Origin of the sequence: Bacteroides sp. 4_1_36 (genome assembly GCF_003466325.1) — a bacterium.
Classification (GTDB): domain Bacteria; phylum Bacteroidota; class Bacteroidia; order Bacteroidales; family Bacteroidaceae; genus Bacteroides; species Bacteroides uniformis.
This window is the reverse complement of record NZ_QSOX01000035.1, coordinates 1-17,416: the sequence shown is the minus strand read 5'-3', so window position 1 is coordinate 17,416 and position 17,416 is coordinate 1. Positions and strand designations below refer to the sequence as shown.

20 protein-coding genes are annotated in these 17,416 nt (G+C 48.1%); 16 read left to right on the top strand and 4 right to left on the bottom strand.

Translation table 11 applies throughout. The annotated features are described in order from the left end of the window. From DXD65_RS20115 to DXD65_RS20090, 6 genes are all read left to right on the top strand, one after another. Positions 1-1,167 (top strand): TraM recognition domain-containing protein (locus DXD65_RS20115; protein WP_117887894.1); only part of this gene is annotated, 1,167 nt, incomplete at its 5' end. A 217-nt stretch (positions 1,168-1,384) separates the two neighbouring features. After that, a complete protein-coding gene (locus DXD65_RS20110) occupies positions 1,385-1,918 on the top strand; it encodes a DUF4326 domain-containing protein (RefSeq protein ID WP_008766673.1) in 534 nt (177 codons plus the stop codon). Between the two features lie 33 nt (positions 1,919-1,951). Then, on the top strand, positions 1,952-2,218 hold the full coding sequence (locus tag DXD65_RS20105; protein WP_008766674.1) for a hypothetical protein: 267 nt from the start codon (positions 1,952-1,954) through the stop codon (positions 2,216-2,218). Between the two features lie 11 nt (positions 2,219-2,229). Continuing rightward, positions 2,230-2,484 (top strand): DUF6926 domain-containing protein, encoded by a 255-nt coding sequence (locus tag DXD65_RS20100; RefSeq protein ID WP_008766675.1) that lies wholly within the window; start codon positions 2,230-2,232, stop codon positions 2,482-2,484. A gap of 11 nt (positions 2,485-2,495) precedes the next feature. Then, the gene (locus DXD65_RS20095; RefSeq protein ID WP_008766676.1) at positions 2,496-2,993 is read left to right on the top strand and encodes a hypothetical protein; all 498 of its coding nucleotides are present in this window, start codon (positions 2,496-2,498) and stop codon (positions 2,991-2,993) included. Positions 2,994-3,004: 11 nt separating this feature from the next. Next, positions 3,005-3,298, top strand: a complete 294-nt coding sequence (locus DXD65_RS20090) for a DUF4120 family protein (RefSeq protein ID WP_008766677.1) — start codon at positions 3,005-3,007, stop codon at positions 3,296-3,298. 259 nt (positions 3,299-3,557) lie between these two features. On the opposite strand, the gene DXD65_RS20085 is transcribed toward DXD65_RS20090, so the two are convergent. Both DXD65_RS20085 and DXD65_RS20080 read right to left on the bottom strand, forming a co-directional pair. Then, complete coding sequence (locus DXD65_RS20085) at positions 3,558-4,352, bottom strand: nucleotidyl transferase AbiEii/AbiGii toxin family protein (protein WP_008766678.1); 795 nt, start codon at positions 4,350-4,352, stop codon at positions 3,558-3,560. Then, positions 4,349-5,152: a type IV toxin-antitoxin system AbiEi family antitoxin gene (locus DXD65_RS20080; RefSeq protein ID WP_008766679.1), complete on the bottom strand. Its 804-nt coding sequence runs from the start codon at positions 5,150-5,152 to the stop codon at positions 4,349-4,351. The genes DXD65_RS20085 and DXD65_RS20080 overlap by 4 nt, the downstream gene beginning before the upstream one ends. A 713-nt stretch (positions 5,153-5,865) precedes the next feature. On the opposite strand from DXD65_RS20080, the gene DXD65_RS20075 reads away from it, so the two are divergent. From DXD65_RS20075 to DXD65_RS20025, 10 genes are all read left to right on the top strand, one after another. Then, positions 5,866-7,635 (top strand): DUF3945 domain-containing protein, encoded by a 1,770-nt coding sequence (locus DXD65_RS20075; protein WP_008766680.1) that lies wholly within the window; start codon positions 5,866-5,868, stop codon positions 7,633-7,635. Between the two features lie 40 nt (positions 7,636-7,675). Then, the gene (locus DXD65_RS20070) at positions 7,676-7,936 is read left to right on the top strand and encodes a DUF4099 domain-containing protein (RefSeq protein ID WP_008766681.1); all 261 of its coding nucleotides are present in this window, start codon (positions 7,676-7,678) and stop codon (positions 7,934-7,936) included. Between the two features lie 96 nt (positions 7,937-8,032). Then, positions 8,033-10,129, top strand: coding sequence for a type IA DNA topoisomerase (locus DXD65_RS20065; RefSeq protein ID WP_032585083.1), 2,097 nt, complete (start codon positions 8,033-8,035; stop codon positions 10,127-10,129). A gap of 196 nt (positions 10,130-10,325) precedes the next feature. After that, positions 10,326-10,562, top strand: coding sequence for a hypothetical protein (locus DXD65_RS20060; RefSeq protein ID WP_008766683.1), 237 nt, complete (start codon positions 10,326-10,328; stop codon positions 10,560-10,562). A 367-nt stretch (positions 10,563-10,929) separates the two neighbouring features. Further along, complete coding sequence (locus DXD65_RS20050) at positions 10,930-11,151, top strand: hypothetical protein (protein WP_025076690.1); 222 nt, start codon at positions 10,930-10,932, stop codon at positions 11,149-11,151. Between the two features lie 31 nt (positions 11,152-11,182). Further along, positions 11,183-12,163, top strand: a complete 981-nt coding sequence (locus DXD65_RS20045; RefSeq protein WP_008766685.1) for a PRTRC system protein E — start codon at positions 11,183-11,185, stop codon at positions 12,161-12,163. A 4-nt stretch (positions 12,164-12,167) separates the two neighbouring features. Further along, the gene (locus tag DXD65_RS20040) at positions 12,168-12,389 is read left to right on the top strand and encodes a PRTRC system protein C (RefSeq protein ID WP_008766686.1); all 222 of its coding nucleotides are present in this window, start codon (positions 12,168-12,170) and stop codon (positions 12,387-12,389) included. A gap of 49 nt (positions 12,390-12,438) precedes the next feature. Continuing rightward, on the top strand, positions 12,439-13,527 hold the full coding sequence (locus tag DXD65_RS20035) for a hypothetical protein (RefSeq protein WP_008766687.1): 1,089 nt from the start codon (positions 12,439-12,441) through the stop codon (positions 13,525-13,527). A gap of 3 nt (positions 13,528-13,530) precedes the next feature. After that, positions 13,531-14,250, top strand: coding sequence for a prokaryotic E2 ligase family D protein (locus DXD65_RS20030; protein WP_008766688.1), 720 nt, complete (start codon positions 13,531-13,533; stop codon positions 14,248-14,250). After that, positions 14,247-15,035, top strand: coding sequence for a PRTRC system ThiF family protein (locus DXD65_RS20025; protein WP_008766689.1), 789 nt, complete (start codon positions 14,247-14,249; stop codon positions 15,033-15,035). The genes DXD65_RS20030 and DXD65_RS20025 overlap by 4 nt, the downstream gene beginning before the upstream one ends. Before the next feature lie 87 nt (positions 15,036-15,122). Here DXD65_RS20025 and DXD65_RS20020 read toward each other — a convergent pair whose 3' ends face one another. Then, positions 15,123-15,878, bottom strand: coding sequence for a LytR/AlgR family response regulator transcription factor (locus tag DXD65_RS20020; protein WP_008766690.1), 756 nt, complete (start codon positions 15,876-15,878; stop codon positions 15,123-15,125). Beyond that, positions 15,859-16,950 carry a sensor histidine kinase gene (locus tag DXD65_RS20015; protein ID WP_054350165.1) on the bottom strand — a complete coding sequence of 364 codons (1,092 nt, stop codon included), beginning with the start codon at positions 16,948-16,950 and terminating at the stop codon, positions 15,859-15,861. Before DXD65_RS20015 ends, DXD65_RS20020 begins: the two co-directional genes overlap by 20 nt. Positions 16,951-17,416: the final 466 nt, after the last annotated feature.

Below are 17,416 nucleotides of genomic sequence, written 5' to 3'. Positions count from 1 at the left end.
CTCTCACGTACGGTTCTTAGGGGAGAAGGGGGCAGCAATGCCCTTGACTTACCCGATATACAGAAACAGGGCGATTTCTTCGTGGAATCCCCGATTATTCTTTTGGCGGCTATTATATGGTATTTGCGCATCTACCAGGACGGAAAATACTGCACGTTCCCTCACGCGATAGAATTTCTGAACAAGCCGTATGCCGATATTTTCACAATTCTTACCTCGTATCCGTCTTTGGAAAACTACCTTTCCCCGTTCATGGACGCCTGGCAAGGGGGCGCACAAGACCAGTTGCAAGGCCAGATCGCTTCGGCAAAAATCCCGCTTTCAAGGATGATTTCCCCGCAGCTTTACTGGGTGATGACCGGTGATGATTTCACGCTCGACCTGAACAATCCCGAACACCCTAAAATCCTGTGTGTCGGTAACAATCCCGACAGGCAGAACATCTATTCAGCCGCCCTCGGACTGTACAACAGCCGTATCGTAAAATTGGTGAACAAGAAGGGACAACTGAAGTCTTCCATCATCATAGACGAGCTGCCCACGATTTACTTTCGCGGTATTGACAATCTCATTGCCACCGCACGAAGCAACAAGGTGGCGGTATGTCTCGGCTTCCAGGACTTCTCTCAGCTGACCCGTGACTACGGTGAAAAAGAAGCGAAGGTAATCCAAAATACGGTGGGCAACATCTTCAGCGGTCAGGTCGTGGGAGAAACGGCTAAGAACCTTTCGGAACGCTTCGGTAAGATACTCCAACAGCGGCAGTCCATTTCCATCAACCGGCAGGACACCTCCACCTCCATCAACACGCAGATGGATTCGCTCATTCCGGCATCGAAAATAGCCAACCTCTCACAGGGTACATTCGTGGGCAGCGTAGCGGATAACTTCGGGGAAGAGATTGACCAGAAGATTTTCCATGCCCGCATTATTGTCGATAATGAGAAGGTAGCAGCGGAAACCAAAGCCTACAAGAAAATACCCGTCATCAACGAGTTCAAGGATGCGGACGGCAACGACATCATGCAACAGCAGATAGACCGGAACTATTCCCAGATAAAAGCGGACGTGGTGCGGATAATCGAAGATGAGATGACCCGTATAAAGAACGACCCTGATTTGAAACACCTGATACCACAGGAAGAAAATGACAAGGATAATGAATAGCCATTGAAAGGCCGCTTTTTTATTTTAGCCTGCAAAGGTCGTCCCGTGCCTTTTGGATTGAGCAAGGTCGAGCCCTACGGGTTTTCGGGGAAATCTTCCGCGCTCCGCTTGCGGTATTTTCCCGAAAAGCCTTGCACAATCCGGCACGGAACGGTAAGGCAGGCAAGAAATAAAATACCGGCTCGCCGGTCGGAATTGTTTAACTAAAAAACAAGTTATGAGCAATACAAGAGTGGTCAATATCCGCAAGGAATCCTGTGATGTATATATAGGAAGAGCGGGACAAGGGAAAGACGGTTATTTCGGAAATCCGTTCAGGCTGGAAGCGACAATGACAAGGGGCGGCACGCTGGACCGTTACAGGAAGTATTTCTACTATCGTTTAAGTACGGATGAAAAGTTCCGCAGACGAATCGGAGAATTGCAGGGCAAGACATTGGGGTGTTTCTGCAAGCCGAATCCTTGTCATGGGGACATCATCAAGGAATACTTGGAACGCATGGAGGGATGTACCGATGAAATAGCCATAGAAAAGACCTACTGGAAAGGAGTGGCTTATCCAGTTCGGGAAATCCAAGTCGGTAATGACATTTTCAGGGTGTCAGTAAAAAGCCTGTGCGATGAGCTGGTGAACGATATGCATAACGGCATTTATGAAGCGATGGAAGCGAGCGAGGAGATTGACGGTTACTGCACGGATGAGGAACTATGTACACTGACCGATGATGACCTGTACAGAATGTGCTGCTGAAATAAAATTCAAACAATAAAAAACAGAAATGACATGAAAAAGAGAAGCAACTTTACACCGATGAAAAGATTCCATGAGATTCTTGACAATTATGGTCTGAAACTGATGGAGGTGGGAACCAACCACCTGAGAGTATTTTTTGGCAACCGGAAATTGTTCGACTACTATCCGCTGAGAATGAAACTGTTTGATTACCGGCAGTGGCAGCAACTGACCTATCCGTCGGTCATGGACGGTACGGACAAATGGGAAACGGAACTGGAAGGAATCATCAACAGCCTTATGGTATCACCGCAATAAACATTGACATTATGCACAAGAAAAACAGACAGACGCTCGTTTGGGATAACATTCCTGAATGGGCGATTTTCGCATTGGAGTACGGCATCGAGGAAGAATTGTTCCTGCCGAACGAGGATTTGGAAATGATAAGCCGGTTCATCGGCGAGAATTTCCCGAACGGCTACACGATGAGTGTGGATTGGGAATCATGCACGGAGTTCAACCCACGTCCGGCATTCGGGAAACCGTGCAAGACTCACAAGGTGACTTTTGTAACAAACTAAAACTACCTGCTATGAGAAAGATAACATTAAGCGAATACAATTCCATCCCGAAGGATTACCGAGGGATCTGGACCGTGGAGCGTTGGGACTTGCCGAATTGGGCGGAAATACGCGAAAAACACATGGGAAAGCGCACCATGATGGTATATGACAAGGGAACATGCCTGCTGGTGGAAGGACTCGGATTTGAAATCGTGGATGATAGTATCTGGAAAAAGGCGGATGAAGTCAAGAAGGAAATAGGTAGCCATTTCCTGAAATTCTACTGTGAGCAGGGACGTGAACCTCATTATGCGGACTGCACTATCCGGTGGTGCGACACGCTGGAAACGGAAGAAGTGAGGATTGCGCTGGCGATGGATTCCGACAACGAAAAGGACGATGAGATATTCTTCTACTGCGACAGCTTGGAAAATTTAAAATCACTGGCGGATAAAGGTAAGGAGGATTTCATCATAGCCGGATGCATTGGTTTCGGGATATACGAAGAATTGTTACAAACAACTTAAAAACATCAGACATGAAAATCAAATGTCAGGAACACTACGAGAATACCGTCAAGTATGCGAAAAGCATCGGTGATGAAACGTTGAGCAAATGTATTGAACGGCTCAAGCAATGGGAGGTCAACTCCAATGGCAGGTATGAAATCGAACTGTACACCGATTTCGCACCATATTCATTCGGTTTCGCTGAAGTGGCGAAAGACGGGACAAGGGGCGTTGTCGGAGGGCTTCTCTATCACGGCAAGCCGGATCGGTCATTTGCTGTAATGATTGGTGGACCGTTTCACGGCTGGAGCATACACACTTGAAAAATCGTTTCGCAGTTTGTGTTGAGCGAAAAAAGCGCAGAAGTACTCAAAATCTGATTACCTTTTACACTTTCTTCGCTCATATTTTATTTCCGTCTGCTCATTCTGAAATCTCCAAAATCAGAAAGCTAAAATCTGTATTTGACGGATTAAAAATCAATTCTCGCAGGTTTTCCGCAAAAATCAAAGATTAAATCGTTATATGGCAAATTTAGATACCGGCAATATTTCTTTTTCAGGTGTTACTTTTATTGATATGCTATTTTTGCAATCTGTCTATTAATTGAGAGCGAACAAGGTCGTACCCCAACTGAGGATTGAACTCCCTCTCCGGACGGATAAGATTTTGTGTATCTCCTAAGAACTCAGAGTCAGACATCTTCTCTTCCATATTATTAATGAACTGTTTGTATGTCGGTGGTTGTTGAACAACAAAAGACATATAACGGTGGTAACAACGCATAATTTCTTCGACATCAACTGATGCTTCAGACAAAGCGACATACAAGTCAAAAAGGTCTCGCCCCTTTTTCCTTTGGTACAAGGCTCTCAGTTTTGTTCCCAACAGTTCATTTAAACGATATGTTGTTACTCCGCACTTGCCTGAGAACCAACTATTTTCCATTTCAAATGGTATTTTGACTAATCCAAGTTCATTAAAATGCTCAAAACAGTTTATCTCGATTTTTAAGCGTAGAGGAATTGTGGGAGGTATTTCCGATTCCATACGAAACAACATCGTGTTATTATATCGTTTTTGTTTTGTTACTCTATCCGGCAAAAAATCCAAAACTTCCCCAAGTCTGAACATTATTGGCTTTATCGGTCCGGGAGTAATTTGAACTAAGTCAATATCTTCACTATATCTGGGCTGTGGCGTCAGATATAGTTTATGGAGTGCAGTTCCTCCCCTGAATGCTAATTGTGAAGCAAGAAACTCATCGCTAAAAATAGCGACTAACGCACGTGATATAATGAGGTCTTGCTCTACTTGTGCGTTGTCATTCCATGGAACTATCTTATTCCATTGAGTGATGGCTGTTCTGTTTATCATATTTCGTCAGTTTCTATTATCGTATTTACAAAAATTTTCCAACGGTTATTCCTTTCCGCGCAATCTTTTGGTTTATTTATAGTTAGAGGAATATATTTGAAACGCTTTACATATGAAGTCAATTCCATATATAGCGTATCTGCAATTTCTGCTGCATTTAGAACTTCATCCAGTATATATCCCAGTCGTTGTATAGTTGCGATTGATGTATAACCAAACAACTTATTGGAAGCACCACGAAAATCTAATTTTTCTGTAAGTTCTTCCAATATAGTAGATGCTCTTGAAAGTCCACCTATATATTGCTCATATTGTACAATGTCAAGAGCTGTCAATTCTGCATTCGAATAATATATCACTCCTGTTTCAGAATTTTTTGATAACAAAAAATCTGTTGGAATTTCCTTGCGGTATACCCAAACAAGTGTATTGTTCTTTGATTGCGAAACAGAAGACTTTGGAAATACCGACATTACAGAAAATTTCTGTGGACGTTGATGAGCTGCACCATGAATTTCTGCCGCATTTAAGAGACTAATATAATAAGGCTTGTTTAGATACGACATCAACTGATCTATGTAATATATCGGTGGTACCATTCTTTTGGCAGCATAATGAGGAGGAATAATAACGTAGAAACCTTTATAGACCGGATATATTATACCTTGTGATGATATACGGAACAAATCATTTTTAATGACCTGCTCTGAATAATGTGGCAATGCCAACCTAATTTCTTCAACCGAAAAAGTTGGAAATCCACTTATCTCTCTATCTCTAATCCATTCACGTATTGTCATAATGCGTAATTTTAGTGCAAAGGTACTCAAAAAATGATTACCATTGCACTAAAAAGATGCGCATTTTCGTTCAAAGGGTAATTTTTCCATATTCTTCCATAAACTACCATCCTAAGTCACGCTTCACTCACTAAGTCCCTCTGAGAAGGTAACTCGGAGGACGATACCTTTCACGTTCAGGCCTCCGGTTTTCGTACAAAAAATTCCCTGCGGTAATTTTTCTTCGAAAAAACGTTCCGGTATCGCCGTCCGAGTTGGGTGAAAAGGTCGGGACTTAGCAAGCGAAGCGACCTACGACGCATAGAACAAGGTCAAGACAAAACCTGACGGGAGTACTTTATAAAATTCAGACCGTCCCAATTGGAACATCTATCCTATCATAAATCCTTTTCCTTTCGGTCGCCTGTCTTATGAGAAATACAAGGAAGTAGGGACAAAAGCAGCTCGCTCTCAACTCTGCATAATATAGGTTTTCTTTTTCCCTCTTCGTCCCTTTCCCTGCTTCGGTTTCTCTCTGCCTTCCCGTACCTTGTGGCCCGCCCTTTTCCCTCTGTTTTTTCCCTTTTTCGTTTTCGTGCTGTCACCCTGCGGTGAAACGTGATGACAAATGATGTAATATGTAGTTCAACTAATTAAAAATCAATTATTTATCAAATTTTGCTATATATATTTGCGGTGACAATAGTAGTTATCAACTCTAAAAACTCAAAGTTATGGCAAAGAAAAATGTGAGGGACGAACCCCTGAAGCCGCAAGTGAGCGAGAACGAACAGATGAGTGACATCGTGTTCATACTCGACAAGATGGAACTGATTTTACAGGCGGTGTCAAAAATCGGAAAGGACGGGAAATACAGCACCGTTCCGGCAGACAAGGAACACAGCAACTCCTTCCTGAAAATCGACCGGTACGCCAACATGTTCGAGAATTTCGTGAAAAACTTCTGGAGCCAGCTCAAAGACCCGACCCGTTTCGGCATCCTCTCCGTCAAGGCGGATACGCTGGACAGCCCGGAAGTGAAGCAGGCCATCGAAGACCTCGCCGCCGGAAAGCAGACAAAAGCCGTGGAAGACTTCCTCAAAAAATACGAAATCGTTCCACGCGACAAGGAAAACCAAAGTATCAACAATCAAAATCAAGAAGAAATGGCAAAGAAAAATGAGACACAGCAGCAGGCCACCCAAGGTGACGGCACGCAGCAACCCAAGTACCGCTACAACGAGTCCATGATCAACTGGGAGGAACTGAAGAATTTCGGACTTTCCCGTGAATACCTCATGGAGCGCGGTCTCCTTGACCAGATGCTCAGGGGCTACAAGACCAACCAGGTGGTACCCATCAGCATGAATTTCGGCTCCGCCGTATTACGTACCGATGCACGACTGTCATTCCAGCAGTCCGTGGGAGGCCCTATCGTATTAGGTATCCACGGCATCCGCCAGAAACCCGAACTCGAACGCCCGTACTTCGGTCACATCTTCTCCGAAGAGGACAAGAAGAACCTGTTGGAGACAGGCAACATGGGGCGTGTGGTGGAACTGAAAGGGCGCAACGGCGAATACATCCCTTCTTTCATCAGCATCGACAAGCTCACCAACGAGGTGGTCGCCATGCGCGCGGAAAACGCCTACATCCCGCAAGAAATCAAAGGTGTGAAACTGACCGACCAGGAAATCAACGACCTGCGGGAAGGCAAGAAAGTGTTCATCGAAGGCATGATTTCCAATAACGGCAAGGAGTTCGACGCCCACATCCAGGTCAACGCCGAACGCAGGGGCATCGAATACATCTTCGAGAACGACAAACTCTTCAACCGACAGTCGCTGGGCGGAGTGGAACTTACCAAGCAGCAGATTGAAGACCTCAACGCGGGCAAGGCCATCTTCGTGGAGGGTATGGAGCGCAAGGACGGTGAGTTGTTCTCCTCGTATGTCAAGCTGGACGAGGCCACGGGCAGACCTTCCTACACACGCTACAATCCCGATTCCCCGGAGGGAGCGCGTGAAATTTACATCCCGAATGAAATAGGCGGCGTGAAAATCACCGCCGAGGAACAGCAACAACTGCGCGAGGGCAAAGTCATCTTCCTCAACGACATGGTGAACCGCAAGGGCGAGGAGTTCTCCTCCTTCATCAAGGCGGATTTGGAAACGGGACGCCTGAGCTACTCACGCACGCCGGACGGCTTCGAGCAGCGTGCCGAGTTCAAGATACCGGAAAAGGTATGGGACGTAAAACTGACGAGAAACCAGCGTGCCGACCTCCAGAGCGGCAAGGCGGTACTGGTCGAGGGCATCAAAGGCTACGATGGAAAGACCATCTCGCAGTATGTCAAGGCGAACTTCAACCAGGGCAGGCTGGACTTCTATAACGAGAACCCGGACCGCAAGCGTGACGCATCGCAGCGCAACGTGGTGGCGAACGCCCAGAAGCAGGGACAGGAACAGGCTGGCCGCAAGTCCAAGGGGGCAAGCATTGCCTGAGCGTGAATCAGAATGAATGTCAAATCAAAAAAACAGAAATATGAACGTAAACAATAAAAACAACACGCCATTCAAGGCGGAAGACGTGAACTGGGAAGAACTCGCGGGAATCGGGATCCTGAAGGACGAGCTGGAAATGTCGGGGGAACTTGATACGTTGCTCAAGGGAGAAAAGACAGGAGTGATGTCACTCAGCCTCGTGCTGCTGGGCGTGGACGTGGTGATGGACGCCACCCTGCAACTGGTGCGCAAGGACGACGGGGCACTGATTGAAATCCTCGGTGTCAAGCCGGTGGCCTGACAAACGCTCATCCATTATAACAAGTAAAAAATGTCAAACCGCCGTTTCCCGTTTTCCGGTTCCGGTAGCGGGGAACGGCTTAAATTTTATCCGAACATGAAAGCAATCATTGCAGAAAAACCGAGTGTCGGCATGGATATAGCCCGTGTGGTCGGGGCTACCGACAAGAAAGACGGCTACTGTACAGGTAACGGGTATATGGTCACGTGGGCGTTGGGACACCTGGTGTCGCTCGCCATGCCCGGTGCGTATGGCTACACGAAAACCTCCGCCGAAAACCTCCCGATGCTGCCGGACCCGTTCCGTCTGGTGTCCCGCCAGGTCAGGACGGACAAAGGGATGGTGACGGACATCGCCGCCGCCAAACAACTGAAAATCATCGACAGCGTGTTCGACCGGTGCGACAGCATCATCGTGGCTACCGACTGTGCCCGTGAAGGGGAACTTATCTTCCGCTGGATATATTCCTACTTAGGCTATACCAAACCGTTCAAACGCCTGTGGATCTCCTCTCTCACCGACGAGGCCATCCGCGAGGGTTTGGCGAACCTCCGGGACGGCAGCGACTACGACAGCCTGTATGCCGCCGCCGACTGCCGGGCAAAGGCGGACTGGCTGGTGGGCATGAACGCGAGCCGTGCCCTGGCGGTAGCCTCCGGCTCGGCGAACAACTCCATAGGACGTGTACAGACCCCGACGCTCGCCATGGTCTGTGCCCGCTTCAAGGAGAACCGGAATTTCGTCTCCACCCCTTACTGGCAGCTGCACCTCACGCTGAAACGGCAGGACGCGCACCGCATGTTCATCCACACGGAAGAGTTCAAGGAAAAGGATGCGGCAGAGGCGGCATACCGGAAAATCACTTCCGGTTCTGTGGCGACAGTCACTGGGTCGGAACACAAGAGGACTTTCCAACAGGCCCCGCTTCTGTACGACCTGACCACGCTCCAGAAAGATTGCAACGTCCATTATGACCTGACAGCGGAGAAGACCCTCTCCATCGCCCAATCCTTGTATGAAAAGAAGCTTATTTCTTATCCGAGGACGGGAAGCCGCCATATCCCGGAGGATGTCATGCGGCACATTCCTTCCTTGCTGGGAAAAGTGGTTTCCATGCCGGAATTCAGGGAATACGGACAGTCTTTCGACATGTCCGATCTGAATACCCGCAGCGTGGATGACACGAAAGTGACCGACCACCATGCCCTGATTATCACGGGCATTTCACCCGAAGGGTTGTCCGAGGCGGAATCTACCGTTTACACCCTGATAGCCGGAAGGATGCTGGAAGCATTCTCGCCACCCTGCGAGAAGGAACTTTTGGTCATGGAATGTGCCTGCGAGGGAATGGCGTTCCGTTCCCGCTCTTCCTCCATTGTCAGACCGGGCTGGCGCGGCGTGTTCGCCAGAAAGGAGGACAGGGAGAAGGACGAGCCGGAACGTGACGGGGGGACGGCGGAGTTTGCCGAAGGCGAGACTGTTCCGGTCATGGGACACGGGATGGCGCAGAAGAAGACCCTACCCAAGCCGCTGTACACGGAGGCCACCCTGCTGGCGGCGATGGAGACCTGCGGGAAAAACATCACGGACGAACAGGCAAAGGAGGCTATCAAGGAATTGGGCATAGGCACACCCGCCACCCGTGCCGCCATCATTACCACCCTTATCAAACGTGACTATATCGCCCGCTCCGGCAAAAGCATCATCCCGACCGAAAAAGGGATGTATATCTATGAGGCGGTGAAGGACATGCGTGTGGCGGACGTGGAACTGACGGGAAGCTGGGAGAAGACCCTGGCGCAGGTGGAGAGGCATACCCTCGATACGGAAACCTTCATGCAGTCCATCCTGGATTACACCCGCAGGGCAACCGAAGAGATCCTGCGTCTGGATTTTCCGGCGATGCAGGAAAGGGCATTCACCTGCCCCAAGTGCAAGACGGGAAAAATCATCCTCCGTTCCAAAGTGGCCAGGTGCGACCATGACGGGTGCGGGCTGCTGGTGTTCCGCCGTATTCTGAACAAGGAACTGACCGACACCCACATGGAACAGCTTTTCTCCTCCGGCACCACCAGACTCATCAAGGGGTTCAAGGGAAAGAAAGGTGTACCGTTCGATGCCGCCGTCACCTTCGATGCGGAATACAACACGGTATTCTCGTTCCCGAAAACCGGGAACGGAAAGAAAAAATAACACCGTCATTCCAATTCGCGGGCAAAGGTAGCGCACCGCCTTTTTCCACCGGCAAGGTCAGGCCCTCCGGGTTTCGGGGAAAATCATCCTCGCGCCGCTCCGGTATTTTCCTCCGAAAACCTTGCCTGTGGAGGCGGTACGCATCCCGGCCCTTGAAATTGGAAAAGACTGTTTCACCCGTTAATACCGGAATGTCATGAAAACAAGGGAATATATCGACAAGATTCAAGCGAACAGATGGGTACGGACCATCGCATTGGGCTTTGCAGCCTTCATCGTGTTCAGTTATATGTACACACGGGGCATATCCCCCGTGTGGGCTGCGGTAGCCATCGTGTGTTTTAGGGGATTCTTCAGGTTCCTGTACCGGATAGCTTGCCTTCTGGTGGCTGCGGCCATACTTTTCTGCATACTCAGTTTTCTGGTATCCTGACAATATTTGACCATGAAACATAACTGCCATACAAAATCAAGTGGAACCTTACAGAACAGAGCTGTCTTCCGGGACGGCTCTTTTTGTTTTCCGCCCTCTGTGGAACCGGAAACCATAACGACAGGAATAAAAGGAAAAGGGATGAAAACACAGACTTGGCATACCGGAAACTACCGGGCAAAGTTGGCAAATGCCTTTGTTCGGACGGCAAGGTCAAGCCTTGCGGTTTCGGAAAAAATCATCCTCGCCGGAGGCTTGCGGTATTTTTCCCGAAAACCTTGCCTTACCGAAGGCATCTGCCGTCGGGCCCTTGTAGTTCACGGGCTGCCAAAGCCCGAATATTCACAATTAAAAAAAATAAAGAGACATGAACCAAGCATTTGCAACAAGCGCACCGCCGGCTCCCATGAGGATGCCCATGCCGGTAACGAGAAGAAAAAGGACGGTGGAACCCGAACCTGCCGTCAAGTTCCCGCCACGGGGGACGACAGGGCCGGTACACATCTCCACCCTGTTGAACCCGATTCTGGAAATCAGCCGCCATCCCGACAGGAACAGGCTGCTGGCCAAACTGTTCAGTGAAGAATAAAACCCAGTAATAACTTTTAATACATCAAATTATGTTTTTTACAGCAATCCACCAGATGATGACCGAAGGCGTGGATCTCACGCTTGTCATCCGCAAAGCGAACGGACAACTGACAGTATCCTTACTGCCGAAGTCGAACGGGCTGAAGGACGAAGCCCAGAACCACCTCGTACCACTGACCGTCAGCGGGCATCCGCAGGAACTGGACGCAGGCTTCCTACAAGCCGTAGCACGTCCTATACAGAAGACTACCGGACTGATTTCCAACATGGCGCAGTTCGAGGCGCAGGCTGAGAAGGCAGCGTCCGAGAGCAAGGCGGCAAAGGAGACCAAAGCGAAGGAGACGAAGGAGGAAAAGGAGAAGCGGGAGAAGTACGAGAAACATTTCAAGAAAGCGGAGGAACTGATCGCTGCCAAGAACCACAAGGAGGCGGTTACCGCACTCGGACAGGCACGTCTTTACGCCAAACCGCAGGACCAGAAGAAGATTGACGAGATGGTGGCGGAACAGACAAAGGCGATGAACAAGGGCAGTCTGTTTGAACTGATGGAAGAACCGGCTCCGCAGCCACAACAGCCGCAGGCACAACCGGCAGCCGCACCAGTCCAACAACCGCGGCAGGCTCCACAGTATCCTCAGCAACCGCAGGCACAGAGACCGATGGCGGCTCAGGCTCCTGGCGGACAGCAGAGACCGGCAGCCAATCCTCAGCAACAGCAGACAATGTGGCCACCGCAACAACCGCCGCAGGGACCGGCACAATATTACGCCCAGCCACAACCGCAACCCTATATGGGACAGCAGCCAGTACCGCAACAGGCTCCACAACCCGCACACGGGGGATACCATGGGACACATTGGCAGGAGCCGGTACAGCACCCTGAAGAACTCTCCCCACATTATCACGCCGGAGAGGATGAACCCAATTACCGTCCGGAGGATTACGAGGAATATCCCGATTTTCCGCAGTCCATGTTAGAAAATCATGTCTCACAATATCAAGCAGTATAAGATTATGGCACTCGAAGTAACAGGAATGGCACGCTCATTCACATTCAAGAAAGGCAGCGGAATGGTAACGCTCGATGATCCCAACCCGTCGGACAGCCCCGAAATGGTCATGAGCTATTACTCCAACTTCTACCCGGAGCTGACAACGGCAACGGTACACGGACCGGTCATCAAGGACGACAAAGCCGTGTACGAGTTCAAGACCACCATCGGGACCAAAGGATAGGAAGCATGAAGAAGGAACGAAAGAAAAAGAACAACAAGAAAAGGAAACCATGTGTACCATTGGACGAACAACAGTCAAGGCAGCTGGCGAGGCTCATCATCGGCCAGACGCGGAGGAATGTACGGTACGGCGTGAACAGGGAAGAACGGATTGCGGCTCCAAGCGGGGCCGTAATTCTTTTCTAAGCACAGCCTTCATACCGCTGGCACAGAATAATCTTACCGTGGATTGTTACGACAGCGGCGAATGCAACAGTATAAACGTAATCACGCGGGATAACTACGAATTCCTGCGTGATTCGTATTTCAGGTATTCCCTGCTATTGCAGAAGGAGGGCGTACACATGCCAGGAAACAGTATCGGGGAAGGCATCGCCAATCTGTACGATGAAATGAACACGCTTGTCGGTGACGAACTGCATGTCAACATCGAGCAGGAAGCCGGCAGGCTTTTCTTCCGGCTGTGGAAATACCACAAGTGGGGAAGTTTCACGCTGTACTACTTCCCGGTGAAGTTTCTGGAATCGCTCAATCCCATTTTAAGGAGGATTGCCATTACCTTTATCCATAAACTGATGAAAGCAAACGGCATTGATACATTCGTGGATTACGAAGAATCGGACTTTTTGTTTGAAATGCTTTCGGAGGATGACGGCAGCGACCCGGAGGAGTGGAAAGAACGCATGAAACTGCTGGACTCCTATCAGGAAGGGAAAATCGGCAGGCTGCTCAAACGGGTGGAATCGAAATCCTACTACAAGAACCTGCCGAAAGCACTGGATACATACGAACCCCAAAACGGGTTTGAACAGCCTTTGGTCGATGCGATGAAACGGGGTCTCCCGTTTCTGACGCCTGCACGGGGCATCATGCAATACGCTTATGACGCCTATTACTCGGAGAATCCGGACTTCCACCCGATGTACCTGCAACAGCAGATAAGGGTCGTGTATGACATCAACGACATTGTATCCGACTATCTCGTTGACTATTACAATTCCTGTAGCAGGGAGACCTACGACATCACTCCGGTGACTGCCCTTGACCTGTCGCCCGATACCGAAGAACTGTTCAGCATGGACGATTACCCGGAACGGTTCTTTCGGTGGGCGGACGAATTCATATCTTTAATCAGTTGAATTATGTTGGAAACGAATGAACTTACCCAAAAATTGAGGACGCTGCTCCATCCGAGGGCGGCGTTGATTGCCTATTCAGGCGAGAAAGACAACTCTTATGCCTCTGACAACAACTATTTTGTTGAGATAAGGGATATAGACGATAACGGAATGATGGGAGAAGGCCGGCCCGTCACGGTGGATTTCATGAACGAACTGGTGCGCGGTTATTCCGAAAGCCACAGCACCACGCCATACGGAAGGATTCCGCCCAATATGCTGTGGTGCGACCCGCGCAAGGGCAGTGAGAGGTATATCTGGTACAACTCCCCACAGAAACGGATGATGTTTTTCAAGGAATCCCTTCAAGTAGAGAATGCAAAATACAACCTGCCGGGAGTCATTTACGTGGCAGGTGGCAGTTCGTTGAGTATATATGCTTACAAGGACAAGAAACTGACGGAAAAGACGGAGCTTTATGCCGCACCGTTCTTCAACGTGACAGGGGCAAATGTCTGTCTGGGTTCCGCTAAAATAGACAAGCCGAGAGATTTGACCTACAAAAACCTGTTGGAGTATTGGGAGAAGAAGTTCTGGCTGACGGAGTTTTCACACCTGGGCGGAGGGGGCAACCCGACCAGATCAAACCTGATATTGGTGACAAAGGCCGCAAAGGACAAGCCTTTCAACCTCGACGAACTGAAACCTTTGAATAACTTGAAATTGAAAGATATATTGAAATGAAAAGAGTACACTACATAGATAACTATCTGCTGAACCCGCAGCACCCGGTCACGGTGAACCTGATCGGCGCGGGAGGAACCGGCTCGCAGGTATTGACCTGTCTGGCACGGCTGGACGTGACATTGCGGGCACTCGGACATCCGGGATTGTTCGTAACACTTTATGACCCGGACATAGTGACGGATGCCAACATCGGTCGCCAGCTTTTCGGCTGTTCCGACCTTGGACTGAACAAGGCGCAATGCCTGATTACCCGAGTGAACAATTTCTTCGGCAATGACTGGAAAGCGGTACCGGATATTTTCCCGACCGTGCTGAAAGATGCCAGACGGGATGACATGGCGAATATCACCGTCACCTGTACCGACAACATCAAGTCACGGCTTGACTTATGGAACGTATTGAAAGCCGTGCCCACCTCGAATTACCGTGATTACGAAACACCGCTTTACTGGATGGATTTCGGGAACACACAAAGTACGGGTCAGGTTGTGTTGGGAACCATACCCAAGAAAATAAAACAGCCCGCTTCCGAGTTGTACAAGACTGTCGATTCGTTGAAGGTCATTACCCGGTTCGTGAAATACGCGAGGGTGAAGGAGGCGGATTCAGGACCGAGCTGCTCCTTGGCGGAGGCGTTGGAAAAGCAGGACTTGTTCATCAACTCCACACTGGCACAACTCGGATGCAATATCCTTTGGAAGATGTTCCGTAACGGGATGTTGGAACATCACGGGCTGTTCCTTAATTTAGAAACGATGAAAGTGAATCCGATAATGATATAACTTGTTTAAAAGAGGATGAGCCAAATGCAAATTTTGTAAGAATCAAATCTAAACGAACATAATTTCACTTTACGCACATGTTAATAATTACCTGTCAATCCATTCCTTAAGCCTCTGCGCCTTTTCCTTACTCACTTGTATTTCCGTTTTCGGATAACCTTTCAAACGGACAATCAACTTTCCTCCAAAATAATTACCGAGGAACAAAACGTGCTCTACATTGATAATATATTGGCGGTTTGCCCGGAAGAAATAGTCGGGATTCAGTTGGTGTTCAAGTTCATCCATTGACACATTGACCACTTCGGAAGTGCCGTTGTTAAGACGGAGATATACAATCTTGTTTTCTGTTTCGATGTGGTTGATGTCCGAAACGCGCACGGTCTTATATCCGTCACGGTAAGGAAGCAAGAAACGCTCCCGATAACGGAACTTGTTCTTCTGTAAGGCATCGAAAAGCTGCTGTAGGTTTTCGTCGGTGTAATTCTTACCGGCTTTGGCCGCCTTGTCAATGGCCGCTTCAAGTTCATCCGAATCCAACGGTTTCAGAAGATAGTCGAAACTGTTGAACTTGAATGCTTGTACCGCATATTCGTCGTATGCGGTGGTAAATATGATGGGTATGGTTGCCGGGGCATATTTTAGAGCTTCGAAACTCAAACCGTCAGTCAAACGGATATCCGCCAGAATGAGGTTTGTGGTTTTGCCGGATTGAAAGAATTCGACCGTCTCTTTGATGCTGGCAAGAGGGCCTTCGACAATAAATGTTCTGTCAATGTCGTTCAGCAGCCTTATGAGGCGTTTGGCATTGCGTGGCTCGTCTTCAAGAATCAGTATGTTCATAGGGGATGGTGTTTTTTATGATGGGCAGACTTACCGAATAGAAGTTTTCGGCATTCTCTATCTTGACCTTTTTATCACAAAGCAAAGCGTATCGTTCTGTGATATTTTTAAGTCCTAAACCGGTTGATTCGATTGGGGACATCAAAGGTGACTTAAGATTGCTGACTGTTATATAATCATCGGACAGCTTTATGTCGATGACCAGCGGATGTTCAGATGAAAAGCTGTTATGTTTTATTGCGTTTTCCACAAGAAGCTGCAATACAGCCGGTGGAAGAAAACCTTTGCATTGTCTGACGCCCGGACTTACTTTTGCAATGACACCTTCGTCGTGGCGCACTTTCATCAAGTACAAGTATGAATCAAGAAACTTGATTTCGTCCGCGACAGGTATCAGGTTTCGGTCCAAGTTGGTGATGATGTATCGGTATACTTTCGACAGATTGCTCAGGAATTTTCCGGCAAGTCCGCTATCCTCCTCAATCAGCTCCAGCAGATTGTTGAAGTTGTTGAACATGAAATGCGGATTGATTTGCAGTTTCAGGGAATTGAGCTGTGACTGCAAGGCTATCTCCTTTTCTTTCATCAGTGCCATTTCAAGTGCCTGTTTCTCGTTGCGTGCCTTGATGTAAGACTGAAGATAGAACGTGTTGGCATAGACGCTTGACAAGAATGTGGAAATCATGGCAAAAGTATATGCGCCTTTCATGTTGAGGAGCTCGTCAAGAAGCCCGTTGCCGTTTTCACCCCATAAGAAGTTGAACAAAGAAATCATGCCGAATGCGACAACGTTGTTCAGGGTAAAAAGGCAGGAAGCATAGACAATCACCCACACATAAGATGTCCTAAATGGCAATACCCTAAAGACCAAAAAGGAAAATCCTAAAGAGATGTAGGTAAACAGCATACACAACAGATAATCGATGATATAATCGGCTATTGCCATCTCCGGTAATTGGCCGGCGGTTTCATCATCGAGTATAAACCACAGAATGAGGTAGAGCATATAGGAAACGGTTGATAACAACAGACCGTTCTTCCAATTCATTATTTTTATATTCTCGTTGGCCATATCAGATACAAAGTTACTTCATATTCCGCAAAAATAGGGATTTACATCTTTAGTTGATAGGATAAAACCGACTGAAACGGATAAAATCACCATTGAAGTGATGAAAATGAATGTTGAAACGGATGGAGTTGCACTTTATGTTTGCCGAAATACCATTTAGAAAATCTGTTTTTCAAAATAAACCGCCTATTTGGGCGGTTCAGATATAAATTTATCCGTTTCAGCCGAATTTTACTGTTACAGCCAAAGCAACACGGGTAATTTTGCATCCATATAGGGTAAATACCGCATGATAAAGTCTGAATCAACCAAATTTTTAAGTAGCCCTTAATTCCGCAACACTATTATAAAATATTTTTTTTAAGTACCTGAGCAACAAAAAGTTGCTCAGGTACTTAAAAAAAATATTTTATCCTCAAATCCGCAACTAAGCTCTTCAGCGTCCTTCTTGCGTCTAAACGTCCTC